At 45.1% G+C, this 21,767-nt stretch carries 14 protein-coding genes; 6 read left to right on the top strand and 8 right to left on the bottom strand.

Going from position 1 to position 21,767, the window contains the following annotated elements:
* The 4 genes from GX117_02855 to GX117_02840 all read right to left on the bottom strand — a co-directional run.
* On the bottom strand, positions 1–410 hold a 410-nt coding region (locus GX117_02855; protein ID NLO32285.1), incomplete at its 3' end, for a galactose-1-epimerase.
* 301 nt (positions 411–711) lie between these two features.
* Positions 712–1,824, bottom strand: coding sequence for a DUF1080 domain-containing protein (locus tag GX117_02850; protein ID NLO32284.1), 1,113 nt, complete (start codon positions 1,822–1,824; stop codon positions 712–714).
* Positions 1,825–1,975: 151 nt separating this feature from the next.
* Positions 1,976–4,501, bottom strand: a complete 2,526-nt coding sequence (locus GX117_02845) for a leucine--tRNA ligase (GenBank protein ID NLO32283.1) — start codon at positions 4,499–4,501, stop codon at positions 1,976–1,978.
* Positions 4,498–5,787, bottom strand: coding sequence for a hypothetical protein (locus GX117_02840; GenBank protein ID NLO32282.1), 1,290 nt, complete (start codon positions 5,785–5,787; stop codon positions 4,498–4,500). The genes GX117_02845 and GX117_02840 overlap by 4 nt, the downstream gene beginning before the upstream one ends.
* A gap of 281 nt (positions 5,788–6,068) precedes the next feature.
* Between GX117_02840 and thiH the strand changes: the two genes are divergently transcribed.
* On the top strand, positions 6,069–7,190 hold the full coding sequence (gene thiH / locus GX117_02835; GenBank protein ID NLO32281.1) for a 2-iminoacetate synthase ThiH: 1,122 nt from the start codon (positions 6,069–6,071) through the stop codon (positions 7,188–7,190).
* A gap of 43 nt (positions 7,191–7,233) precedes the next feature.
* Here thiH and GX117_02830 read toward each other — a convergent pair whose 3' ends face one another.
* The 3 genes from GX117_02830 to GX117_02820 are packed head-to-tail and all read right to left on the bottom strand — an operon-like array spanning position 7,234 to position 11,352.
* Entirely contained in the window at positions 7,234–7,719 is a 486-nt protein-coding gene (locus GX117_02830) for a glycosyltransferase family 9 protein (GenBank protein ID NLO32280.1), read from the bottom strand.
* Positions 7,716–8,948 carry a glycosyltransferase family 4 protein gene (locus GX117_02825; protein ID NLO32279.1) on the bottom strand — a complete coding sequence of 411 codons (1,233 nt, stop codon included), beginning with the start codon at positions 8,946–8,948 and terminating at the stop codon, positions 7,716–7,718. Before GX117_02825 ends, GX117_02830 begins: the two co-directional genes overlap by 4 nt.
* 40 nt (positions 8,949–8,988) lie before the next feature.
* On the bottom strand, positions 8,989–11,352 hold the full coding sequence (locus tag GX117_02820; GenBank protein NLO32278.1) for a glycosyltransferase: 2,364 nt from the start codon (positions 11,350–11,352) through the stop codon (positions 8,989–8,991).
* Between the two features lie 360 nt (positions 11,353–11,712).
* Here GX117_02820 and GX117_02815 point away from each other — a divergent pair, with 360 nt between their 5' ends.
* Genes GX117_02815 through GX117_02805 form a run of 3 tightly spaced genes read left to right on the top strand, consistent with a single transcriptional unit; the run spans position 11,713 to position 17,489 of the window.
* Positions 11,713–13,788, top strand: coding sequence for an ABC transporter ATP-binding protein (locus GX117_02815; protein ID NLO32277.1), 2,076 nt, complete (start codon positions 11,713–11,715; stop codon positions 13,786–13,788).
* A 23-nt stretch (positions 13,789–13,811) separates the two neighbouring features.
* Entirely contained in the window at positions 13,812–15,065 is a 1,254-nt protein-coding gene (locus GX117_02810) for a radical SAM protein (protein ID NLO32276.1), read from the top strand.
* 57 nt (positions 15,066–15,122) lie between these two features.
* Positions 15,123–17,489 (top strand): glycosyltransferase family 2 protein, encoded by a 2,367-nt coding sequence (locus tag GX117_02805; GenBank protein NLO32275.1) that lies wholly within the window; start codon positions 15,123–15,125, stop codon positions 17,487–17,489.
* A gap of 44 nt (positions 17,490–17,533) precedes the next feature.
* Here the strand turns inward: GX117_02805 and GX117_02800 are convergent, their stop codons facing one another.
* A complete protein-coding gene (locus GX117_02800; protein ID NLO32274.1) occupies positions 17,534–18,286 on the bottom strand; it encodes a class I SAM-dependent methyltransferase in 753 nt (250 codons plus the stop codon).
* Between the two features lie 361 nt (positions 18,287–18,647).
* Here GX117_02800 and GX117_02795 point away from each other — a divergent pair, with 361 nt between their 5' ends.
* Entirely contained in the window at positions 18,648–20,018 is a 1,371-nt protein-coding gene (locus GX117_02795; protein NLO32273.1) for a hypothetical protein, read from the top strand.
* Positions 20,019–20,210: 192 nt separating this feature from the next.
* A partial coding sequence (locus GX117_02790) for a hypothetical protein (GenBank protein ID NLO32272.1) occupies positions 20,211–21,767 on the top strand: 1,557 nt, incomplete at its 3' end.

The following is a 21,767-nucleotide window of genomic DNA, read 5'->3' as shown; positions in this document are numbered from 1 at the left end:
GGGCTGGTGTGTGTGAGTTTCAAGCCGACGGCGTCATCGCGGGATAGGGGTTCCACTTTCCAGAGTGCTTTATCAAAGCCGCGCAAACCACCATGAAGATGGTTTTCACCGTCATTTTTGGCCAAGGTATAGCTTTTTCCGTCCAACTCAAACTGTCCGTTGGCGATGCGGTTGCCATAGCGGCCAACGAGTGCCCCGAAAAAGGGATGCTCATTCACATAGCTCTGTAAGTGGTCGAATCCCAATACCACATCCGCCAGTGATCCGCTGCGGTCAGGGGTCCATAACGAAACAATAATACCGCCATAGTTGGTGATGGCCGCTTTAAATTCTGAGGATGCTATCAACAGATATAAGTCCGCTGTCTGTCCATCGGGGGTGACGCCAAAAGGTCGTTTGTGAATGGTCATAGGGGTTTCACTCCTCGTTGTATTCTGTGAACAACAGTTGTACACTTCTTTCGTGTTGGGGCTATTTTGGGCTGACACCTGTGCAGAGACAATGGCAAAGACAACCAGAAAACAAATAAAAACAATGCTTTTTACTGACTTCATTGAAATAGCCCTTCCGCTTGCTTGATATTTTTTAAAGTACATGGGATCGTATTGGAGTCATTATATACTCTTTAACCCTGAATGAAACAAACAGGTACTCCTCATAAAAAAAGAGAGCGGATACAGTATCCGCCCTCAAAATTAGGAAGAGAAAAGTTTATTTTTCGATAGTCTGGATGTGAATATTTTTGAAGGACAGATCCGTTGTAGGATCGTGACCTTGTAAATTAATGGTTCCGGCTGTGTTCACATAACCATTTTTACCGTCAGCAGCATCGCTATAGGGGCGCGTGTCAGTATAATCCGAAACTTGTAATTCGTTGACCCAAACAGCCATGTGGTTGTCAAGGCAGGTGATGGTCATGGTAAACCATTCATGATCGGTGCTGTTGACTTTGCGTGCAGCATTAAGTCCATAGACGCCGCCCGTACCGTAATCTACGGGTTTGGTACGGTCATTATTTGCCCACTGGTTGCGCACTTGCGACTCGTATCCTTTCCAGAATACGCCTACGGGGGTGCGGAAGAAGACGCCGCTGTTGAGGTGTTCACCATTGGAAATGATATCCAGTTGCAAGATAAAGTCTCTAAAGGTACCGGCTGTTTCAATTTGGCCGTTACCATCTTTGATATTTAAGGCGCCGTCAATTACGGAGAAGATTGATTTGCGGTCGGGGATGATATTCCAGCCATCCAAATTTTGACCGTTGAACAAAGAGCTCATATTGAGAGGACGCAATTTGATGCTTTTAATCTCGACTTTCGGTCCCCGCCGATCCTTTTCAAATTTTTGAAATTGGAAGGCAATATATCCGAAAGGATTGGATGCGGAGCAGTCAACTTTTTCGCCATTAATAGTAGCCTGTACATCTCCACCTAATGCGCGTATATTGACTTCTGCATAATCGCTCTTTTTATCTTCTGCCGCAAGATAGACAACACCGCCGCCGGACTCTAGGGCGTGCCCGGAACCGGGGGCTCTGAAAGCGATGGAAGCGCTGCCTTGTCCGTTGACGCGGAGTGTCGCCGATAATTCAAAGTCAGCGAATTGGGAGGTGGTAATCATACTTCCACTATCCCCTTCGGTAAGTAGAATTTGACCGCCCTTGACTGACCAGTTACCATTACCGACGATATTCCATCCGTAGAGCGTCTCACCGTCGAAAAGATTGATCCACTTGCCCTCAACGGCATCCTGGGCCATAGCGCCGCCGGCACAGAGAATGAAAAGTGAAGCGAATACAGCACTCAGTAAAGATCTTGGTTTCATTGTTTTCTCCTTAAAAATTCTGGAATCGTTTTATTGGGAAGGGTGAATTTACTATCTTCAACTGTAACGCAAAAACGGTTGATGATGCAAAAAATATTATCCAATCCTACAAAGAAAATCCATTTGGGTTGTGATACAAAAGTATCTGACCTTATTTAACAACAAAGTTGACCATTTTTCCCGAAATATAAATTTCTTTTATGATCTGTTTTCCTTCAAGATGGGGCGCCACTTTAGCATCGCCTTTAGCCGTGGTAAGTACTGTTGCTTCATCGGCATCATGGGCAACCGTAATCTTACCACGTAATTTCCCAAGTACCTGCACAGGAATTTCAATTCGTTGTTCCACCAACAAATCTGCATCAAAAGTGGGCCAAGGCGTATAGGCAAGTGTCGTATCATTGCCCAAACGCTGCCACAATTCTTCGCCGAGGTGGGGGGCAAAAGGCGACAAGAGCAGTACAAACTGTTCCATAGCCCCGTGATCCAAACTTTTGGCTTTCATGGCATGATTGAGAAATTCCATCATGCGCGCAATCGCTGTATTAAACCCCAGTGATTCGATATCTTCGGTCACGGCCTTAATGGTTTTGTGCAGCTCGCGAGTCAAATCGGCATCTTGTACATCAGCACGGATGGCGGGGTTCAGTGTTCCGCTATCGGTGATAAAAAGCGACCATACACGACGGAGAAAACGAAATACTCCTTGAACCCCTTCATCGGTCCAAGGTTTGTCCCGATCTAGGGGCCCCATAAACATTTCGTAGAGACGCATGGCGTCGGCGCCATATTTTTGAACCACGTCATCGGGATTGACAACGTTATACCGTGATTTGCTCATCTTCTCAATTTGAGTCTCAACGGCTTGACCGTCTTTTTTCAATACCCAGGTATCGCCAACACGGTTGACTTCTGAAGGATAGTAATATTTGCCCTGAGCATCCTTGTAGGAGTGGGCCAAAATCATGCCTTGATTGAAAAGCTTGGTGAAAGGTTCAGAGCTGTGCACCAATCCGGCATCATACAAAACTTTGTGCCAGAATCGTGAGTAAAGAAGATGCAATACGGCATGCTCAGCACCGCCTATGTAGAGATCCACAGGCATCCAATATTTTTCCGCCTCTTCCGACCAAGCGGCATTGTTGTTTGTGGGATCGCAAAAGCGTAAGAAATACCAACAGGAGCCCGCCCATTGGGGCATGGTATTCGTTTCCCGTTGTGCGAGCAGTCCGCTTTCCGGATCGGTGGTGTTGACCCATTGTTCTGCTTTGGCTAGGGGCGGCGATCCGTCGGACGCAGGGCGATAATCGTCAAGAGCGGGGAGGAGTACGGGCAAGTCTTTCATAGGGATCGTTTTGATCGTACCATCTTCCAAACGGATCAAGGGAAAGGGTTCGCCCCAATACCGTTGACGGGAAAAGAGCCAATCCCGCAATTTATAATTGATGGTTCCACGGCCAAGCTCCCGTTCTTCCAACCACGATGTAATTTTTTTCTTGGCGTCATCTACCTTTAAGCCGTTTAACAACGATGAATTCATCAAGACGCCGTCACCGGCCCATGCTTCCTTGCTAATATCGCCACCGGAAATAACCTCAATGATGGGCAAATCAAAGGTGACCGCAAATTCGTAGTCCCGTGTATCGTGTGCGGGAACTGCCATAATAGCGCCGTAACCATATTCTGCCAGCACGTAATCAGCAATCCAAATGGGGATCTTTGCATCATTGACGGGATTCACTGCGTAAGCGCCTGTAAATACGCCCGTCTTGCTATGATCTTCTTTCATTCGATCTTGAAGGCTTTTCTTGGCGGCCATTTCCACATACGCATGAACCGCTGTCTGTTGATCAGGCCGCGTAATTTCATTCACAAGGGGATGTTCCGGCGCAAGGACACAGTAGGTAGCGCCAAAGAGGGTATCCGGACGGGTTGTGAACACGGTAAATTCTTCACCGCTGTCCGCAACAGAGAAGAGTACGTCGGCGCCTTCGCTGCGGCCGATCCACTCACGCTGCATCGCTTTAATGCCTTCCGGCCAATCGAGATCATCCAATCCGGCCAAAAGCGCCTCTGCATAAGCTGTTATTTTTAACATCCACTGGCGCATGGCCTTTTTCTCAACTGGATCGCCCGTTTCCACGTACTTACCGTCTTTCACCTCTTCATTGGCTAAAACCGTGTTCAGTGCAGGGCACCAGTTAACCGGCGCGTTCACTTCGTAGGCTAAGCCCCGTTCAAAGAGAACGGTGAAGATCCACTGGGTCCATTTGTAATAATTGGGATCTGTAGTATTGATTTCGCGGTCCCAGTCATAGGAAAGACCCAGCCGCTGAATTTGATTCCGGAAGGTCGTACAATTCTTATCAGTGATAATGGCGGGGTGTTCTCCGGTACGGACGGCGTGACGTTCTGCCGGCAAGCCAAAAGCATCCCAGCCCATAGGATGGAGCACATTGAAACCGCGCATACGCTTGTATCGGGCAATAACATCGGTGGCTGTATAGCCTTCAGGGTGCCCTACATGAAGACCGTCACCGCTGGGATACGGAAACATATCCAGTACGTAATATTTGGGCTTGGTATGGTCTATTTCAGATTTAAAGGTTTTATTTTTCAACCAAAATTCTTGCCATTTACCTTCAATAAATTGATGATCATAGGTTGCCATGTTCATGCTTTGTTTGTCTCCGTGGGTAAATCTTTCGGGCTTACTTCGCCGCCCGTTGCGCTTGCTGCCAATTGGGAAATTTTTTCCTCTATCTCTTCGGGAAAACTCAGCAATTCATCAAGAATAGCGGCGACACGTCTGGGATCAGCATGCACCAATTCTTGAACCATCCGCAAAATGAGGCGTTTCATGCGTGGGGTTCCGCTAGAGAAGTCAGAAAAAATCCGGTCTAAATGGGTAGCATAAATATCAAAAATACGCCGCTCATTGGCTTCCATTTCCGTTTGAGCGGACTCTACATAGGGATACATCCCCGTTTCTTTCCAGTATTCCAAAAGGGATTGTGCGTCTTCTGCTTCACGCAAAGCGAAATGCTCACGAAGCTGCGCACGGGCGGCATCTAAAATCTGTCGCAGGTCGGAATACAACTCACCTGCATATAACAATCCCTGTCCGTCAAGGGTCGCAATATGATCTGATTTGACATAGGCAGTATAACTGAAACCTCTAAAATACAAACGAGGCAAGGCGTTGATTCGCATAAATCCTTGACCGTCACAGAGTACAACACCTCGTTTACCGGGACGATTCCATTCAACCACATCCATGGTACAGGTAATTTTTTCGCCGTTTTCCATTACCATCGGCGCTAAGGTGTAGGAGCTGAATCGGCTTTCTGCATTCCTAGAATCTAAAGGAATGCCGTCATAAATAATTTTGGTATCAGGATACTGGCGTAAATACAACGCGAAGATGTTGGTCACTTCTTCCATCGCTTTAACGCCGCGCAAAAGATCGGCAGTCTTCTGGCTTTGAATAATCTCTACCGTCATGCCTGCAGGGTTATCTACATTTTCTTTCAGCTTGTCCACTTGAAATGTTCCAAGTGTCTCAGCACTACCCGATAACGTGAACGAATGATTCTTCCCGGACTCCGTATAAGTGGAGTGCCAGTGAACGTTATTTCCTAATGAAAACGCACGAAAACGGCCCTTGCCAAATTTACCGTGTAATTCCCGCTTACGCTGTTGCGTCCGTTTTCCCTCACGTTTCCACGAGCCTTCGAGGTTTCTAAAGACAGAAAAAGCTTCCTCGTAGGGAAGACCATGACCATTATCAACAATTTGTATTGCTTCTAATCCTTGAAGCGCATTCTCCACGAACTCCACACGAATTTCAGTCGCTTCCGCGTCTAATGCGTTCCAGATGAGCTCTGCGAGTGCCGCCATCGGTTTGGTCTGTGCCAAATTTTCCAGGTGGTCATCACGAACTTCAACTGTGATAATGTTCACTTGTTGATCTCCCACGAATTTGAAATATACATTGACAAATAAAAACCCTTCCCCCACTGTGTAAAGCCCTTATCTTGCCTCCACGTAATAGAATATACTATTGGATTGATAAATATAAGGGCGATCAATAATATCACGCTTTCTGATGGCTGGACAAATATAAGTGTCTTAGGCTGCTTGTCCAAGTTTTGAACTTTTGATACACTAAAGAAATAAGTTCTGCCCCATACCTTACCGGAACATCATTTTTTTTCTCAAAATCCCAAGCTTAGGTTTTTATAATGTCCTTCATTGATATTCTACAATTATGGCCGCAAGAAAGGATTGCTGATCTTTACAATTCGATTTCTTCCGAGCAAATAGAAGCTTCTATTTCCCGAGAACACCGAGACGTGACAGATCTCATAGCCCTGTGCTCGCCTAAAGCTATTCCTTTTCTGGAAGCAATAGCGCAACAAGCCCAAACGATAACGCGCACGCGCTTTGGGCGGACCATCAGCCTATACGCGCCCATTTACCTATCCAATGTATGCACGGCAAATTGTGTCTACTGTGGATTTTCTGCGGCTCACAGCGGGACTTCCCGTATCACACTGTCTGAAGAAGCTATTGAAGCTGAGTGCGCTGCTATTGCCAATATGGGTTATCAAAGTGTATTACTCCTCACTGGCGATGCGCCTATGATCGCCTCACCCGCGTATATCGCCAAGGCATGTTCCATTGCGCGCAAATGGTTTGCCTCTGTCGCAGTGGAAGTCTATTCCATGGATACTGACGACTATAAACAACTGGTTCAAAATGGTCTTGACGGCGTTACGCTCTACATGGAAACATATGACAGGGATACCTATACGAGATTACACCAAAAAGGGCGTAAAAAAGATTATCTCTACCGCATGGACACTCTGGAACGGGCAGGTCAGGCAGGTGTGCGCCGCTTAAGTACAGGCGTGCTTCTCGGCTTATTTGATTGGCGTATTGAGGTTGCATGGCTCGCCCTGCACGTTGAATATCTTCAAAAACATTGCTGGGAGAGTGCCGCTTCTATTTCTTTTCCTCGTTTGCGCCACGTGCCGGGCGGCTTCGACATCCCCACGCCCGTAAGCGATGTGGATTTGGTTCAGATGATGGTAGCCTTGCGTTTACTCTTTCCCGAAGTGGGTTTTAATCTGTCTACACGAGAACCTGCTGCCTTGCGTGATCGGCTTTTAGCTTTTGGCGTCACGGCTATTAGCGCGGGATCCAGCACACGGCCCGGGGGCTATTCCCATCCGGAAGATAATAATTTAGAACAATTTGAAATCGAAGACACCCGAAGTCCCGCAGAGGTGGCCGCCATGCTGGTGCAGGCAGGATATGACCCTGTTTGGAAAGATTTTGATCAAGCTTTTTTTGAGGAATGAGGACGACTGGCTGAAAGATCACAATCAACTGAGTAAATGCCGATCATTCGCCGTCGCGCTCTTTCACGCAAATCAGTTTAAAATATGCATTCAACAAGGCTTCCCGGATGGTGCGCCTTGCCCCAGCTCTAAAGTGAAAATATTCTTTCGTTGCTGCAGTAATATTTGAAGTGTTGACAGCGGCAATTATTCCACCCGTTTGCCAAAGTTCACAACGCAGAGGCCGCGCCAGCGTAGCCAGTAATCGCAACTTGAGGGTTCCAAACCGCAGAATAAAAAGTTCAAAGTTTTGGATTCGTAATTGTCGCACTGTGTTAAAGAAAAGACCAAATAGAAGCAAGCGCAATGGAGACAATTCCAAGGCTAAGATTTCATTGGCATCGGGCATATCCGCTGCTGACAATCCGGCTCTGATCGGTACAATAGCCGTGATATGCGCATCGGGATGACGCCGGCGCAAGGCTTTTAAAAGAAGAGTGTGTTTCTCTGTGGCATTCAATAAAAAGCCAATACGTAAAGCGGATGTCATCGTACTGCAGCCTCCAAAATAGGGGGATAATGGGTTTGGATAACTTTTTTCCATTCATAGATATCTTCGACCCGCTTCCTGCCGGCATCTCCCATCTGACGCCGAAGCGCAGGATCATCAAGCAACTTGCACAAGCAGCGAGCGAGTTCTTTGGGCTTACCCCTCCTAAAGATAAAGCCTGTTTCTTCGGGTACAACGATTTCTTTTAAACCGCCAACATCAGAGACTACACAAGGTCTTCCACATGCCATAGCCTCCGTAGCCACCAGTCCAAAAGGTTCCTCCCAACGTGACGGCACCACACAAATATCCGATTGGGTGTATAAGCCTCGTGCTTTTTCTACATCGCACCAGCCCAGCTCTTTAAACCAAAGATAATTCCATGTGGTACCCTCTATGGTAACTTGAATTTGGAAATCCTGTCGCTCACGCCAGAGTATTTTTCCCGCCGCCATTAAGGTATCCAATCCTTTGGTTCCATCGTCGGCGCGACCGGACATGAAAATAACGGTTGGCTCTGAAGCAGGCTTCTCTTCTAAAGGAACATAATTGAAGTGTTCAAGATGTACACCGCCGCCAATGACATGGACGTTTTTATTGAGATTTCCTAAAAGTCCCTTTGTAAAATGATTGTAGACAATGACGGCTTTGCTGGAGCGAATAGAGTCGACGAGCACTTTATAATATTCCGGCGTCCATGCACGGGTCTTCTTATATTCAAGCGCATACCCGCCTACTAAGCTGCTTTTAAAAACACGGTGCATCCCGCGTGCAGTACAGCGCCTGCAGGCGTTGGGCGTGCGCAAATAGTTTTTGGGGCAGGTCTTTTTTTTCCAATAGAGCCGATAATCTCTGGGACAAAAAGGTTCGTAGGCATAATAACGGATGATTTGCGGATAATGAGCCAAGGCCTGCATAACGAAAGGTTTCATAAAAAAACCAAAACACTGAAAGACAACATCAGGCTTCCATTCATCAACGACCGTACAAAACTCCATTGACAAATGCCGGGGATCTGCATCATTTCGGTCATAGGCTAAGGCTGTCGCCGGGAAGGGAAGACGCTCCTCTTGAACGGCTTCTAAAAACCAATTGTCTTTTTCTTCCGCATAAAACAAATGTACCTCATGACCAAGCTCCTGCAATCCGGTCATCGTATAATACAGATCAAGGGGCGCACCGCCTAAAGGGGGCCATGAAAAAACCAAGTCAATAAATGCTAAACGCATATGAAATATTTATCCTTTTTAAGTGGAAATACTAGGGCTGTTAAAAATGCCTTTCAGCTCCAAGCCACTGGCTTCCTGAGTGGTCCAAGTGAATCGCCAAGGTATCCAAACGATATTCTTGTCCCACATGTTTTCTTAAGTTAATGGCGAACTCATAGTCCGCACCTTGGAAATGGTCGTACTCTGGATAACGTACTGTTTGCAGACATTCACGATCGAAACACTGAAAATAACCTATCGGTACGCCTAAAGCCTCATTTTCGCGAATTTCATTAGCAGCAGTCAATAGCTCGTCCCAGGCTTCCCAAGGGTGTATTTCGCCTTGAAGTACTTGGGCAGTCATTTCTGCTCCCAATAAGGCACGGCCGCGGGTGGCGATGAAGGCTTCATGTTCATCCATCTTTTCCAGCATGGAAAATAGCGTTGGAGGAAGCAGTGTGTCCGCGTCAAGAAGGACGATTCGCGAACCCGAAGCATGATCCATACACTGATTGAGAACATATCCTTTTGAATGACTATTCTGTCGAGGGAATGGCGCATGAATCAGGCGCAGCTTGGGCTGGGTCAGATGCAGGCTATTTAACACATCTTCCGTAGCATCAAGGCCGGGCACATATCCGACAATAACTTCCAATTTATTTATATCGAACTCGCGTTGATGCGCCAGACATTGAAGCGCCACCGAAAGACGCCGCGCAAAACGCGTGCAAAAAACAACAACAGAATAAACCGGGGCCGGCTGTTGTGATAGAGACTCCACTAGATTTTTCCACAAACGGGGTGGAGAAAAGGTGATGCGCTCATCAATATCCCACGCCACAATTCGCAGCCGCACATCCGTGGGAAGACGGTGGGGCGGAGGGTTACCTCCGGGCAATAACACCGGTTCTACAGGGACACCATCACGGAGCAAAACATAATGACCCTCTTTATTGGCAAAGAGAGTCAGCGTATGGCGTGAATCAATCATAGGACAAAGAATATCGCAATATGGCGCTACTTGAAAACCAATTAATTCCGCAATACCACCACCTACGGTTACGGTAATCATAAAGGGGGGTTCTAATTTATCTAAAAGCGTGGACACACGTTTTCCCGGAAGTGCGGTCACCCAGGAAATAGCGCCATATTCCGGAATTACAAAAGCCTCGTCTGTTCCCCATTCTTTTTCGCCATAAATACGGGTGGGTTCCGTCGAACATAAAAATTTTTGGGCTTCTGAAGCTAATGAGGATTGATACGCAGCCTCTTTGTTTAAATACGCTTCAAATTGATCGCGATAATAGGGGAATACCATATCTTGATCGCTTTTATCAACAGTTGTTTTAGAGAGATCCTTTCGATCAAGGGCTAACAATTTTAAGGCGCGATCCTCTTCTTCAGCTGTGAAACTTCCTCGGGTGTTATCTTGAATCTCAGAACGGTGCGAAGATGCGATTCTATTTCGAAGCAGTCGTGTTTGAAATCGAGTACGAAGCCAGCGCGTGATTGACATAAAACTTTTATAAAGAAAAGGGAAATAAACAAATAATTTATTTATTGATCGACGGGCAGTCAATGATATTGAAAAACCAGCGCTCTTCAGGGCAAGAAATAAAATTACACGGGCTTTTGAGGGAGACAAGGAAAAAAGCCGCCGGGCGAAAGTAAATGCTTTTTGATTGTAATGCAGATGATTATATTGATAAGCGCGGGTACTTTGGGTATACGCCGCGGCAGTGTCTGATAGAAAGCGGGGGGGAATTCCGACGAAATTTAATTCCATATTTCGGGCGGGGAGTGTCGCGGCCAAAAAATCGCAATAATCAAGTACAGCCTGTCCATCCCGGGAAGATGCACATTTCTCCGCCTCATGAAATGGATCCTCCAATAAAATGGTCACCGAACGTACGTTATATTGAATGAACAATTTGACGTGTCGTTCTGCATCCACAGACCCGCCGCGCGGTAAAACCATTTGAAGACGGACTGAAACACTCAGATCAAAACAAGCCTTAAGCCATAAAGCGAAATCAGGATGATCCAGATCGGAAGGGCATAAAATAACATCGTTCAAGCCCTCCAGAACGGCTTCGGCCAAGCCCTCGGTGGAACCCATGGCGTTGCCGCGAAGGCTAATCAGACCGGCGAACTCGCGTGCGTAACGTATGGTGGAGAGAAGACCGGGAACAATACCATTAAAGCTTAAAAAATCCATCCTTTGGCACTGCAACACACGGCTCGTATACGCCGCCCAACGATGGTAGTCTTCTTCACTAAAGCAATGGCCTTGTTTATTATGCGCCAAAATAAGCCCACGATTGGGGAGAAAGTGCAGCGGCATGGCAGCTGACGCAGTCATAGATTTTTGAAATTGATTCTTCGTTTCTTTTCTAAGAGAATCGCTATTGAGTTTTTCGTCCATAATGTGCCCTAAATGTTTCTTCAAATTTTCATTGGGAATACTCAAAAAAAAATTGATGCGGCAACACTGCAATTTTAAAAGAGTTTATGAAAACATTTGAAGTCCATTTTGACATAATCTTTTCTAAAGAAGGTTTATTGTATCAGATCATGTCAAGCATCGGTGTGTGCAATAAATTCATACGTCTAACAGGACATAAACCATAAATAGCTTAATCTTGGTGTTTGGCTGTAAATGGAACCATGTGCTACCATAACCACGTTATAAATTACTGCCGGACACGGTATGAATCTCTCCAATCCCGTTTCTTTCGATAAGGAAGAAATTTTCCAAGAATGACCATTGTCAACATGGTATATCATGAATGAAATCATACGATTAGAGCATGTGACCAAGACGTTTTCGGCCCGGCGAGGTCCGAGGCATCTCAGTGGAGCACTCGGTCTGTTGGGCGGGCAACAAAAACACAAATTCACAGCGTTAAAAGATATTTCGCTTAACGTAGAGCGTGGTGAATCTCTAGGTATCATCGGGCGGAACGGTTCGGGGAAGAGCACGCTCCTTAGTATTATTGCCGGCATTACCGTCCCTTCTGAAGGCAGGGTTCAAGTTTTTGGACGTGTGGCATCTCTCCTTGAATTGGGAGCAGGTTTTAATCCAATTTTAACAGGTCGAGAAAATATCTATCTGAACGCCGGCCTTCTGGGCATGCGTAAAGCACAAGTAGATGCTGTTTACGATGAGATCGTACAGTTTTCCGGCATTAGTGAATTCATGGATCAACCTGTAGATACCTACAGCAGCGGTATGTATGTGCGTATCGGCTTCTCAGTCGCCGCTTTTGTTAATCCTGATATTTTTATTGCTGATGAAGTGTTGGCTGTTGGCGATGCTGAGTTCCAAAGAAAATGTCGCGCCAAGATGGGGGAGTTGCGCGAACAAGGCAAAACAATCGTCTTTGTTTCTCATGATTTGGGTTTGGTCAGTACCTTGTGCGAGCGCATTGTGTTGCTTGATAAAGGGCAAATGATTCAACGTGAAACAGCACAAAAAGCAATAACCTATTACTTGAGACGGGTGGGCGCTGAAAAAGGAGTTCACGCTTTTCGTTCGGGTAAGACAGAAGCTATATTTTGTGAGGGTCGTATCTCGCTTTTTCACAATGAAGAAGAGGTGAGCGCACCAACCGGATTCCAAATGGAATTAAAACGACTTGGTATGTCCCAGTTCAGCACTGACGCTGAATGGACCGTACACGATGCTCACCCGGCAGGATGTCGTGCCGTCGGAAAAATGCTGCGCGTTCCTGTTCTCATACACTGGGACATGTACTTTGAAAATGATCTTTTCACTTGGAATATCGCCATTGAACCGGAACGAGATATTTCAATTGAAGAGATAAACGTGCGCTTCGCGGTGCCCACCCGATACAATCAGTGGATATATGGGGGGCATAAAGATTTTTTTCCTGAGATTGTACCGGGCGACACGTCTTGGCGCCCCGTGGCTGTTGCCCATGCTGATATTACGGATACAGCATGTTTATCCGAAGAAGACGCGTCGCTGCCATCGATTTTATTTCACGCACGTTATGAACAAAAGAATTTTTATCTTTATTGGCTGAATGCCGATTATATGACCAATAGCCGCGCCTTATGCGCACAAGCTGTTTTCCCTGAACAAGATTCCCTTTTTAAGCAGGGACAGCATAAAATGATTTCCTTGAGTCTCGACCTAGCGATTCCTGCCGATGAACTTGAGAAAGAAGTCTTCAAAAACCAAGTATTGAAAACAGATTCTTTAGAAGTCCAATTTCAAAATGGCAGACTCTTTATTTTGCGTGATAATCAAATCATTACGCATCTGAATCATATTTATGCTTCTCTTCTACTCGATGGGTTTTTAGTTGATGGTTTTAGCTTTCATTGGGAAAATATGGGCGTTAAGCATGGTGCTTTACAATGCTGCGGAAAGTCAAGACGATTCCCCTTTTCCCAACTTTGGGAAATTTCTGTGCACAACAATACTGTTTCCTTAACTATATGGCTTCAAGTCGAGAAAGAATTGAAAGTTGAAGAACTTTATACAACGATAGTGCTGCCTCAAAAGTACACTTACTGGAAGACAGACTATGAAACAGATGTTTTCCCGGATTATGATCAGTCTCTCAACGACTGGATACATTGCAATAGCATTTTCCGGCGAGGAACGTCTGTTACTGCTTGGGGTGAAAATATGCCGGAGGTAAAGCTGTCTGCAGATCAAACATGCCCTCCTGTTTATATGACAGCAATCAACACCACATACTATGAGCATGGTCGAGCGCTTCAAGCATTCAGAACTTCAAAAGCTGCAGAGCTTTTCTTTTCGCCGGGAAAGCACTTGCACTTTTCCGGACAAATCGAAATTGGGCCGCCTAAGTCTACATACGAATAAAATACCGGTATGGAATAAAATTTATGGAAATAAATAAAACAAAACGACGGGTGCTCAACAAAAGAGGTGTGGTCTGGCTGGGTCAAACATGCAACCAGCGTTGTTATTTTTGCTATTTTATCAACCGCATTGAAGATCACCACCATCCGGAACATGCTTTTATGTCGCTGGATAAAGCAAAGCGTATCATGGACACGCTGCGCCATTTCTACGGCAATAATTCAGTAGATATTCAAGGGGGTGAACCCACTATTTACCGGGACATACTTCCTCTGGTACGTCATTGCAGGGATATCGGTCTGTATCCAACGCTCATTACAAACGGGCTTCTTTTGGCCAAAACGGATGCTGTCTCTCGCTACAAAGATGCAGGGCTTCGCGACTTTTTGGTAAGTTTGCATGGTGTTGATGAAATTCACGATGAGGTTGTAGGGGTACCCGGCGCTTATAGAAAAATTACTGCCGGCCTTGAACAAATACAGACACAGCAATTTCCCTTTCGGATAAATTGCACCATGAGTAAGCCCGCTGTAGAGACGATTACTAAGGTAGCACAAAAAGCAATTGAATACGGAGCCCTCGCAGTAAACTATATTGCCTTCAATCCGTTTAATGATCAACAATCCGGGCGCCGCTGTGCAGATACCGTGGCGAAATACACCGATATTCGGCCTGTCTTAACGGAAGCGATGGATATGCTGGAAGAAGCGGGTATAGAAGTCAATGTTCGCTATTTACCCCTTTGTTTTGCAGAAGAACGGCACCGAAAAAATTTTTACAATTACCAACAAATATCTTACGACCTCCATGAATGGGATTATCAAAGTTGGATGTGGACCATGATGGTCACGCAAATGATGCGTGAAGGGGAAGTTGCACCGCCCTTTAAATTGGGGCCCGGCGCTCGAAAATTGTACGTCGCAAATGCCAGGCACCTGAGAGACGCTTACCAACAGCATCCCTATCGACGGGGTGTAAAGTATTGGGCGCAACATCGTGTTGCTGAATTGACTCAATTAATGCAAGGTAAAGCGTGTTTATACCGCAAAGAAGCCAAGGAAAGGGCACAACAAGATTGCAACTACAAATATGGGAAGGCTTGTGAATCTTGCCATGTACGCGATATCTGTGATGGATTCCATGGGGACTATGTCGCCTTCTTTGGTACAGAGGAGGCAACGCCAATTACGGATGTCGAAACCTCAAAAGATCCATGCCTTTTTATTCAAGAACAAGAAAAGGTTGTTCTGCCGGAAGATCAATCATGGGCATTGTAAATTTAAAAATATCGTTATCAATCCGTGTTTTAAACAGTAAGGGTGGATCGAATAATTATGGATAACGTTCCCAATACGCTTACCCATTATGGATATCCGTTGCCATCAGCACGGGGTTTGATAACAGATGCGAACAAGCGGGGAATCACGCACGATTTGACCACGCTGCGCAAATGGATTCGACTCAATAGCCGAATATTCAAAACAGATCGTATTGATTTACGGATATCCTCCTTAAGTACAAATTCTTGGATAGAACTTTCAGATTTTGCGCAAAGGGAAGAATTAAACCTGTCTTTGCGTGTATCAAATGCTCTTTCACCTTCAATACTCGCCCACATTCATAATAGTCATTTGCATGATCTTTGCCTCGAATTTTATGACGGTAATTACACGACCTTAAAAGAATGGCTCGATCTTTCAGTGAACCATGATATCAACGTTCGTATGATCGTGCCCGCTACGAAATACTTGCCTCAGCAAATAGATACGCTGCTGGAAAACAGCCATGGAATCAAAGCAGTAACCCTTTCTGCTACAGATACTTTTTGTCCAAGTTCGCCTTTAAAAAACGCACTGGAGAGCGCTGCTGTTATTAAAGGAATGAATGAACTTACCCGTCAATTAAGCAACAAAGGAATTGATGCGTGTTTATATGGCATTCCTTTTTGTCAGGTGGAAGCAGATAATCTTGACCGTGCCTTCGACAGAGCCCAGTATTATCTTGATCATTCCGGATATAAAGAGGATTCCTATGTCTTTGCCGAGCGCATGTATTCTTATACTACCTATCGGTTAAATGTGGCGTTGGACAATCTTGTCTCTAGAGATATTCATGTTCATAGTAGCTTGGACAATGCCTTATTTCCTTGGATCGAAGGGCACCGAAGGTCTTATTATCGAATATGGGCTTACCATAAGCTCACACGACATCTTCCTTTTCTGAAACCTCGGCCGCGGCCTGTTCCGGATCAAGAAACTGCCCATAGCCAAGCACTCGAGGCATACAGACTCAAACAACAAAAAAAAGACGGTCCCGTATGCTCAGCCTGTAAGTATCGGCTCATTTGCGACAAATTTTCGTCTCAATTTCGCAGGCGTTTCCCCGGACTTAAACCCCTCGCCTTTCCCGGAGAATCCGTACCGGCACTAAGGACAGCCCATGATCCATCCAAACGATATTACGATAACTTGGATCTTCAGCGTCTGACCATACCCGAAAGACAGAAACAGCTGGCAGAAGAAACGCAAAAAACTCTTTTAAGAACACCTCCTGATAGAGAAATTGTTTCGGACAGTTATGAAATTGAGAACCGGTATACCCATCATATGCCGGGAGCCGTTCGCTGGCATTCTTTCAACAAGGGCGAACTCTTCAGTACCGTACTGACCCGCGTAGAAGCGCCCTTTATCTTGTCCTTTTCGGTAGGCGGCGGCGCAGCAACCCACGCCGGCTTTGCTTTTGGACGTCATATAAAATTGTATATACCCCTCATTGATGTTTCCCATCGATTGACTTTAAGCGTAGATAAAGACGGCTATTTTGTGTTGTTACGTGATGATGAAATCGTAAAAGCGGCAACGTTTTCGATGGTCGATTATGTACCAAGCCGTTTAAAAGGAATCTTGGAACCACGACTCACACTTTTAAACATAGACGGAATGATCGTTACCCAGACCATCTCGCTGTGGGAATCTTCTATCCCTTTACTAGCGGCATCAAAAAAAGCGAAATACTCCATCATTATTGTCAATACCCGTTACGCCAGACGACTGCAAGCGACCTTGTTGGCTTTGGCGCACCAAAAGGGAATCGAAAAAGATCTTTTCGAAGTTATACTGGCTTACGTTCCCGGTATTGACCCCACCGATGATCTCTTGGACTCGCTGCACTTCAGCTATCCTGATTTACGCATCGTTCCCTTTCCCGTACCGAAAGATCTTGCACACTCCAAAGGCCTTATGATTAATGAAGCCGTTAAGATCGCTTCCGGCGATTGGATTATGCTTACCGATGCGGATATCGTGATGCCGCCTGATCTCTTTGAACAGCTTGAAGCCATTGAAGACACTCCCTATTTAATTGCACCTGAGGGTCGAAAAATGCTTCCTCCCGATGTGACTGCCAAAATTTTGCTTAATGAATTGAAGCCTTGGGAATGTTTTGATGAAATTCTTGAAGGACCGGGAGATTTACGTAAAGAAGAAGCCCTGGCGATTCCAATAGGATTTTTTCAGTGTTTTCCAAAATGGCTTTTAGAAACTATCCCTTATCATGAATTGACCCACTTTGAAGCTTCCGATTGGTATTTCGGCAAGAATGTTGTCTTGAAGTATGGCCCTGAATATCGAATGAAAGGGGTGTATCTTCTCCATCTGGATCACGGCGGAAGTCAGTGGTATGGAACGCAAAGACAACGCTGATCAACTGTGAATTGAAGAGAAAATAAATGTGTTTTGATATCCTTTTAAAAGGCCCCATAGAAATGCCATTCGTCGTCGAACTCTTCGGGGTCGCGCTCATGAATCTTTTTTAATACAATGTAATTATTGAAATTAAAAGCAGAATAAAAACGCGCAGCGTTAAAATCTCCGAAGGACTGTTTTAGTGTATTAAAAAACACACGCAACCTTTTAAGAAGATGATTTTTTCCTCCAGTATAACTAAGATCCATGGAATAACAATCCGCTCTATTTTTGACAATAAAGGAATAAAATTTGCGAATAGACGGCATCCACGTATCGTGGAACATCATATATCCATCAACATTTAAAAGTTTGTCCGCATAAAGAAAATCCAACAATACGAATTCGAAACGGTGGTTACCGTCAATAAAAATAAAATTGAACCGTTCATTGGCCTCAAGTAGGCGCGGTAATACAAGATAAGAAGGCTCTTCAAAATACTGAAGCATATCTTGAAAACCTCCCCGTTCGATATTTGCAATCCCGATATTGTCATACCACTTTTTTTGGTATGGGTCTATAGCCACATGAGCACCACCGCCATTTTCTTGCAGTGCTTGGAGTATGTGAAGGGATGAAATTCCATAAGCCATGCCAATTTCGAGTGTTTTGCGGCTTTCAGTTTGTTTTACTAAATCATAGAGAGCCTTACCATCTTGTGGATAAAGAGAAACCGGAAAGACATCTTTGGAACCCCCTTGATGATCAAAAACTTTGCCGCTTCTATAGATTTCATCCAAAACATGGTTAACCATCAAATCTTCCTTAATAAATAGGGACGAATATAAATTTATCGCTGTAATGAGAATAAAAGATCGTGTGAATCGCAATTTCACTTATTTTTATAAAAATATTTTTGAACATTAAATGAAACCGGATTTAATCGCGGCGATCCGCTATTCTGGTAGTATTACAGTAACGACCTGCTTCTCCACCGACATGGAATAAAAGCTGCCTATTTTTTTGCTTCGCCATTTTATTAAAAAAATTGGCTTTAGTAAGGCAGGTCAAATTATATGAACTGCATGAATTAAAAGCAAACAGCTCCGCTATTGTTTATAATACTTCAAATTCATTATTGATCATCCATAGCGGTTATTATTGGAGTAAGACAACGTGTTTACCAAATGGTTTCCCTTGATTCTTATCTGCTGTTTTTCCTTCTATGTGTCTGCTGAAATGTCAGAAGAACAACAGACGAAACTGATTCAAACGTGGACAGAAATGAATCAAAATATACTGGGAGCAGAATCTGAAGTATTACACGAATATCTTACACAGGAAATCTTGGATTCTGAAAGCAGACAAAGCCTGTTTGATCTTTTTTTTAAGGATCATGCTTTCACCATCAATCTCGGATATAACCTCGAATACCACATTTTTTATTCATCTATCGATCAAAATAAAATGGTACGCTTTGCAGCGTCCATGGCAGCATCCGCTCTAAAACAATATTGGGAAGCCGCCCAAGCCCATCAACAAAAAGAATGCATGGCGCTCCCATTTCTCGAAACCATTTTCAACAAAAGCAACGACACCATCAGAACATCAATAACTGAGGGAATAAACGACACCTTAAAAGAACAGCCCTTGGATCTCAATCCTTATTTAAGCATCGGATCTGATTATGCAGTGGAAGCAAAACGAGAGGCCATACAAAGCTGCATTACCCTGGGCGTATTTCTTACTGCAGGAGAATCGGTTAATTGGCTTCAATTACCAAAGGCTACAGCGGAAGTTTTTGAACATACCGGTGTTTGGTTTTTTGTTGGCGCCTTACATTCAAAAGAACATATTGACACATTAAAAAGCCTTTTCGTCGCGATTCCCTTGTCTGTTCATGGCGTGGTCGCTTTATATCTCCTTGAATTCACAGGGGTCACTTCAAAAGAATTGGCTTTACGCGTCCCCGGGACTATGCTGAATATTCCCTTCATAAACATGGAGGTACTCCGTGAAACAATAGGGGTCAGCGACAGTCCACTCATAAAAACAATTCCCGAATTTACAGCGATGCTCTTGGAACATCTCTCAGCTGTGGTGCACACACGCCAATATCAGCTGCGCCCGGACTTGTATCAACGGATATATAGATTCTTTTCTTTGATGAAAATAATACCCGATCCGATGTTACCATCTTTGTTTCCTCAGCATTTTCATCTTGTAACGCCTGAGGAACGAATGAATTATCTCGGCTATTTATGGCTTTTAAATAGCCACTATTTGCTGGAATGGGGGATTACTGAAGTGGAACTCATGCAAGCAAGACCGCTCATGTTCACTCTCTTACTTGAAGCTGATGTATGGTCGGGTCTTGAAGACACAACGTCTTTATTTTTAGCCAATACAGAAGGTAAGCTCCTGCTAGAAAAAACCGCGCTGAGAAGAACCGGTCCGCCGGGATCCATGTATGTGAACGGGATTGCCTTTTCCGGCCGAATATATCAATATGACATGGAGGATTTAGCCGGATACTTCCACGATTAATTGCAGGTGCTGCATTGAAAAGTACAGACGTCCATCGAAAAACGGATTATTCTTCGATGAAACATTTAAAACAGGCCTGCACAAGGTGCAATTGAGGCAACTTTATGCGACAATGATATTGCCTTTTATTGTTACCTCTCATCGATACTCGCATTTACATTTTACATCGTTCAGATAGTTAGGAGAACAATTATGAGTAGTATTTTAGCGATTGGATTCCTTGCCATAAGCAGCACGCTGAATGTGTTTCCTCAAACAGACAGCTGCTGTATCGCTTTTCCTTGGGAATCCAAAGAAATTTTAGCAGAAGGAGATTACACCGTTTGGCTTTATAGCACATCCAGAGCCATGCCGACCATTACTATTGGCGGGAAAGAACTAAGGGCGACGGCGATTGAAAAAGAGCAGCGCAACAAAGACCTGGTCTGGCGAAAAGCAGGCGAAGTACATTTGAACTCCGGCACATTGGAAATGGCGTGTTCTCCCGATATCTTTTTGATTTTTCTAAACATGGACGAACACGTAAATCCGGAAAAAATCCTAGATGACATGTGTGTCCTGCCTATCTCGCAGTCCATCGGCAATACACGGGCGGCCATTGAGCGGAATACTGATACCGTATTCACCATGCCCCGCTACAGCAAAGAGGCTTGGGAACAAAAAGCTTCGCTCTTACGGGATCGTATACTCCTCGGTTCCGGCTTATATCCGATGCCTGTAAAAAGCCCTTTGAATGCAAAAGTATTTGACGAATCTGCGCAAGACGGCTATACCGTTTCCAAAGTTTCCTTTGAACCATGGCCCGGCTTTTTAGCTACAGGCAATTTGTATAAGCCCATGGGTGACGGTCCCTTCCCGGGAATGATAAATCCCCACGGACATTGGAAAAATGCCAGGGTCGAAGATGAAGACGAATCTTGTTCAGTTCCCGCCCGTTGCATTACCCTTGCACGGATGGGGATAGTCGCTTTTGCCTATGATATGCTCGGACATGCTGACAGCATACAACTTTCCCATCGTTGGGGAGATGAACGTGAGAAATTGTGGGGACTCCATCCCTTCGCACTTCAATTATGGACCAGTATCCGTGCCGTAGACTTTATTACAAGCCTGTCCTATGTGGATAGTGAACGCATCGGTTGTACCGGTGCTTCGGGCGGAGGCACCCAAACATTTACGGTTACCGCAGTGGAACCGCGTATACGGATAGCAGCGCCCGTTAATATGATCTCCAGCACAATGCAAGGGGGGTGTTTGTGTGAAAATGCGCCCGTGCTGCGCTTGGACAACTCCAATATGGAAATCGGGGCGTTGACTGCTCCCCGTCCCATGTTGATGATTTCCACCACCGGTGACTGGACACGCGAAACCCCACGCGTAGAATATCCGGCCATCCGTAACATTTATGCGCTCTATGGCGCGGAAGATAAGCTGGAAAATGCGCACTTCAACTTTGAACATAACTATAATAAAGACAGCCGGGAAGCGATGTACCGTTTCATGGGTACCCATTTGTTGGGCGGCGAATGGCAGGGCTTTACCGAGGCTGGTGTTGTATTACCTGATATACAAGACTTAAAACTGTTTCCGGACAATACGCTTCCAGAAGGATACCTCAGCGGTACCGATCTTATCGATAACCTTGTGGAACAAGCGAAAGAACGCCGCACATCGCGACTAACCCATTTAAGCACAACACCGATTCCCGACAGCGCTTTTGCCGCTTTGTTGGGTGCTGAAGTCCCTGCG

Source organism: Candidatus Hydrogenedentota bacterium, assembly GCA_012523015.1.
Classification (GTDB): domain Bacteria; phylum Hydrogenedentota; class Hydrogenedentia; order Hydrogenedentales; family CAITNO01; genus JAAYBJ01.
This window is presented reverse-complemented; position numbering and strand designations above follow the sequence as displayed.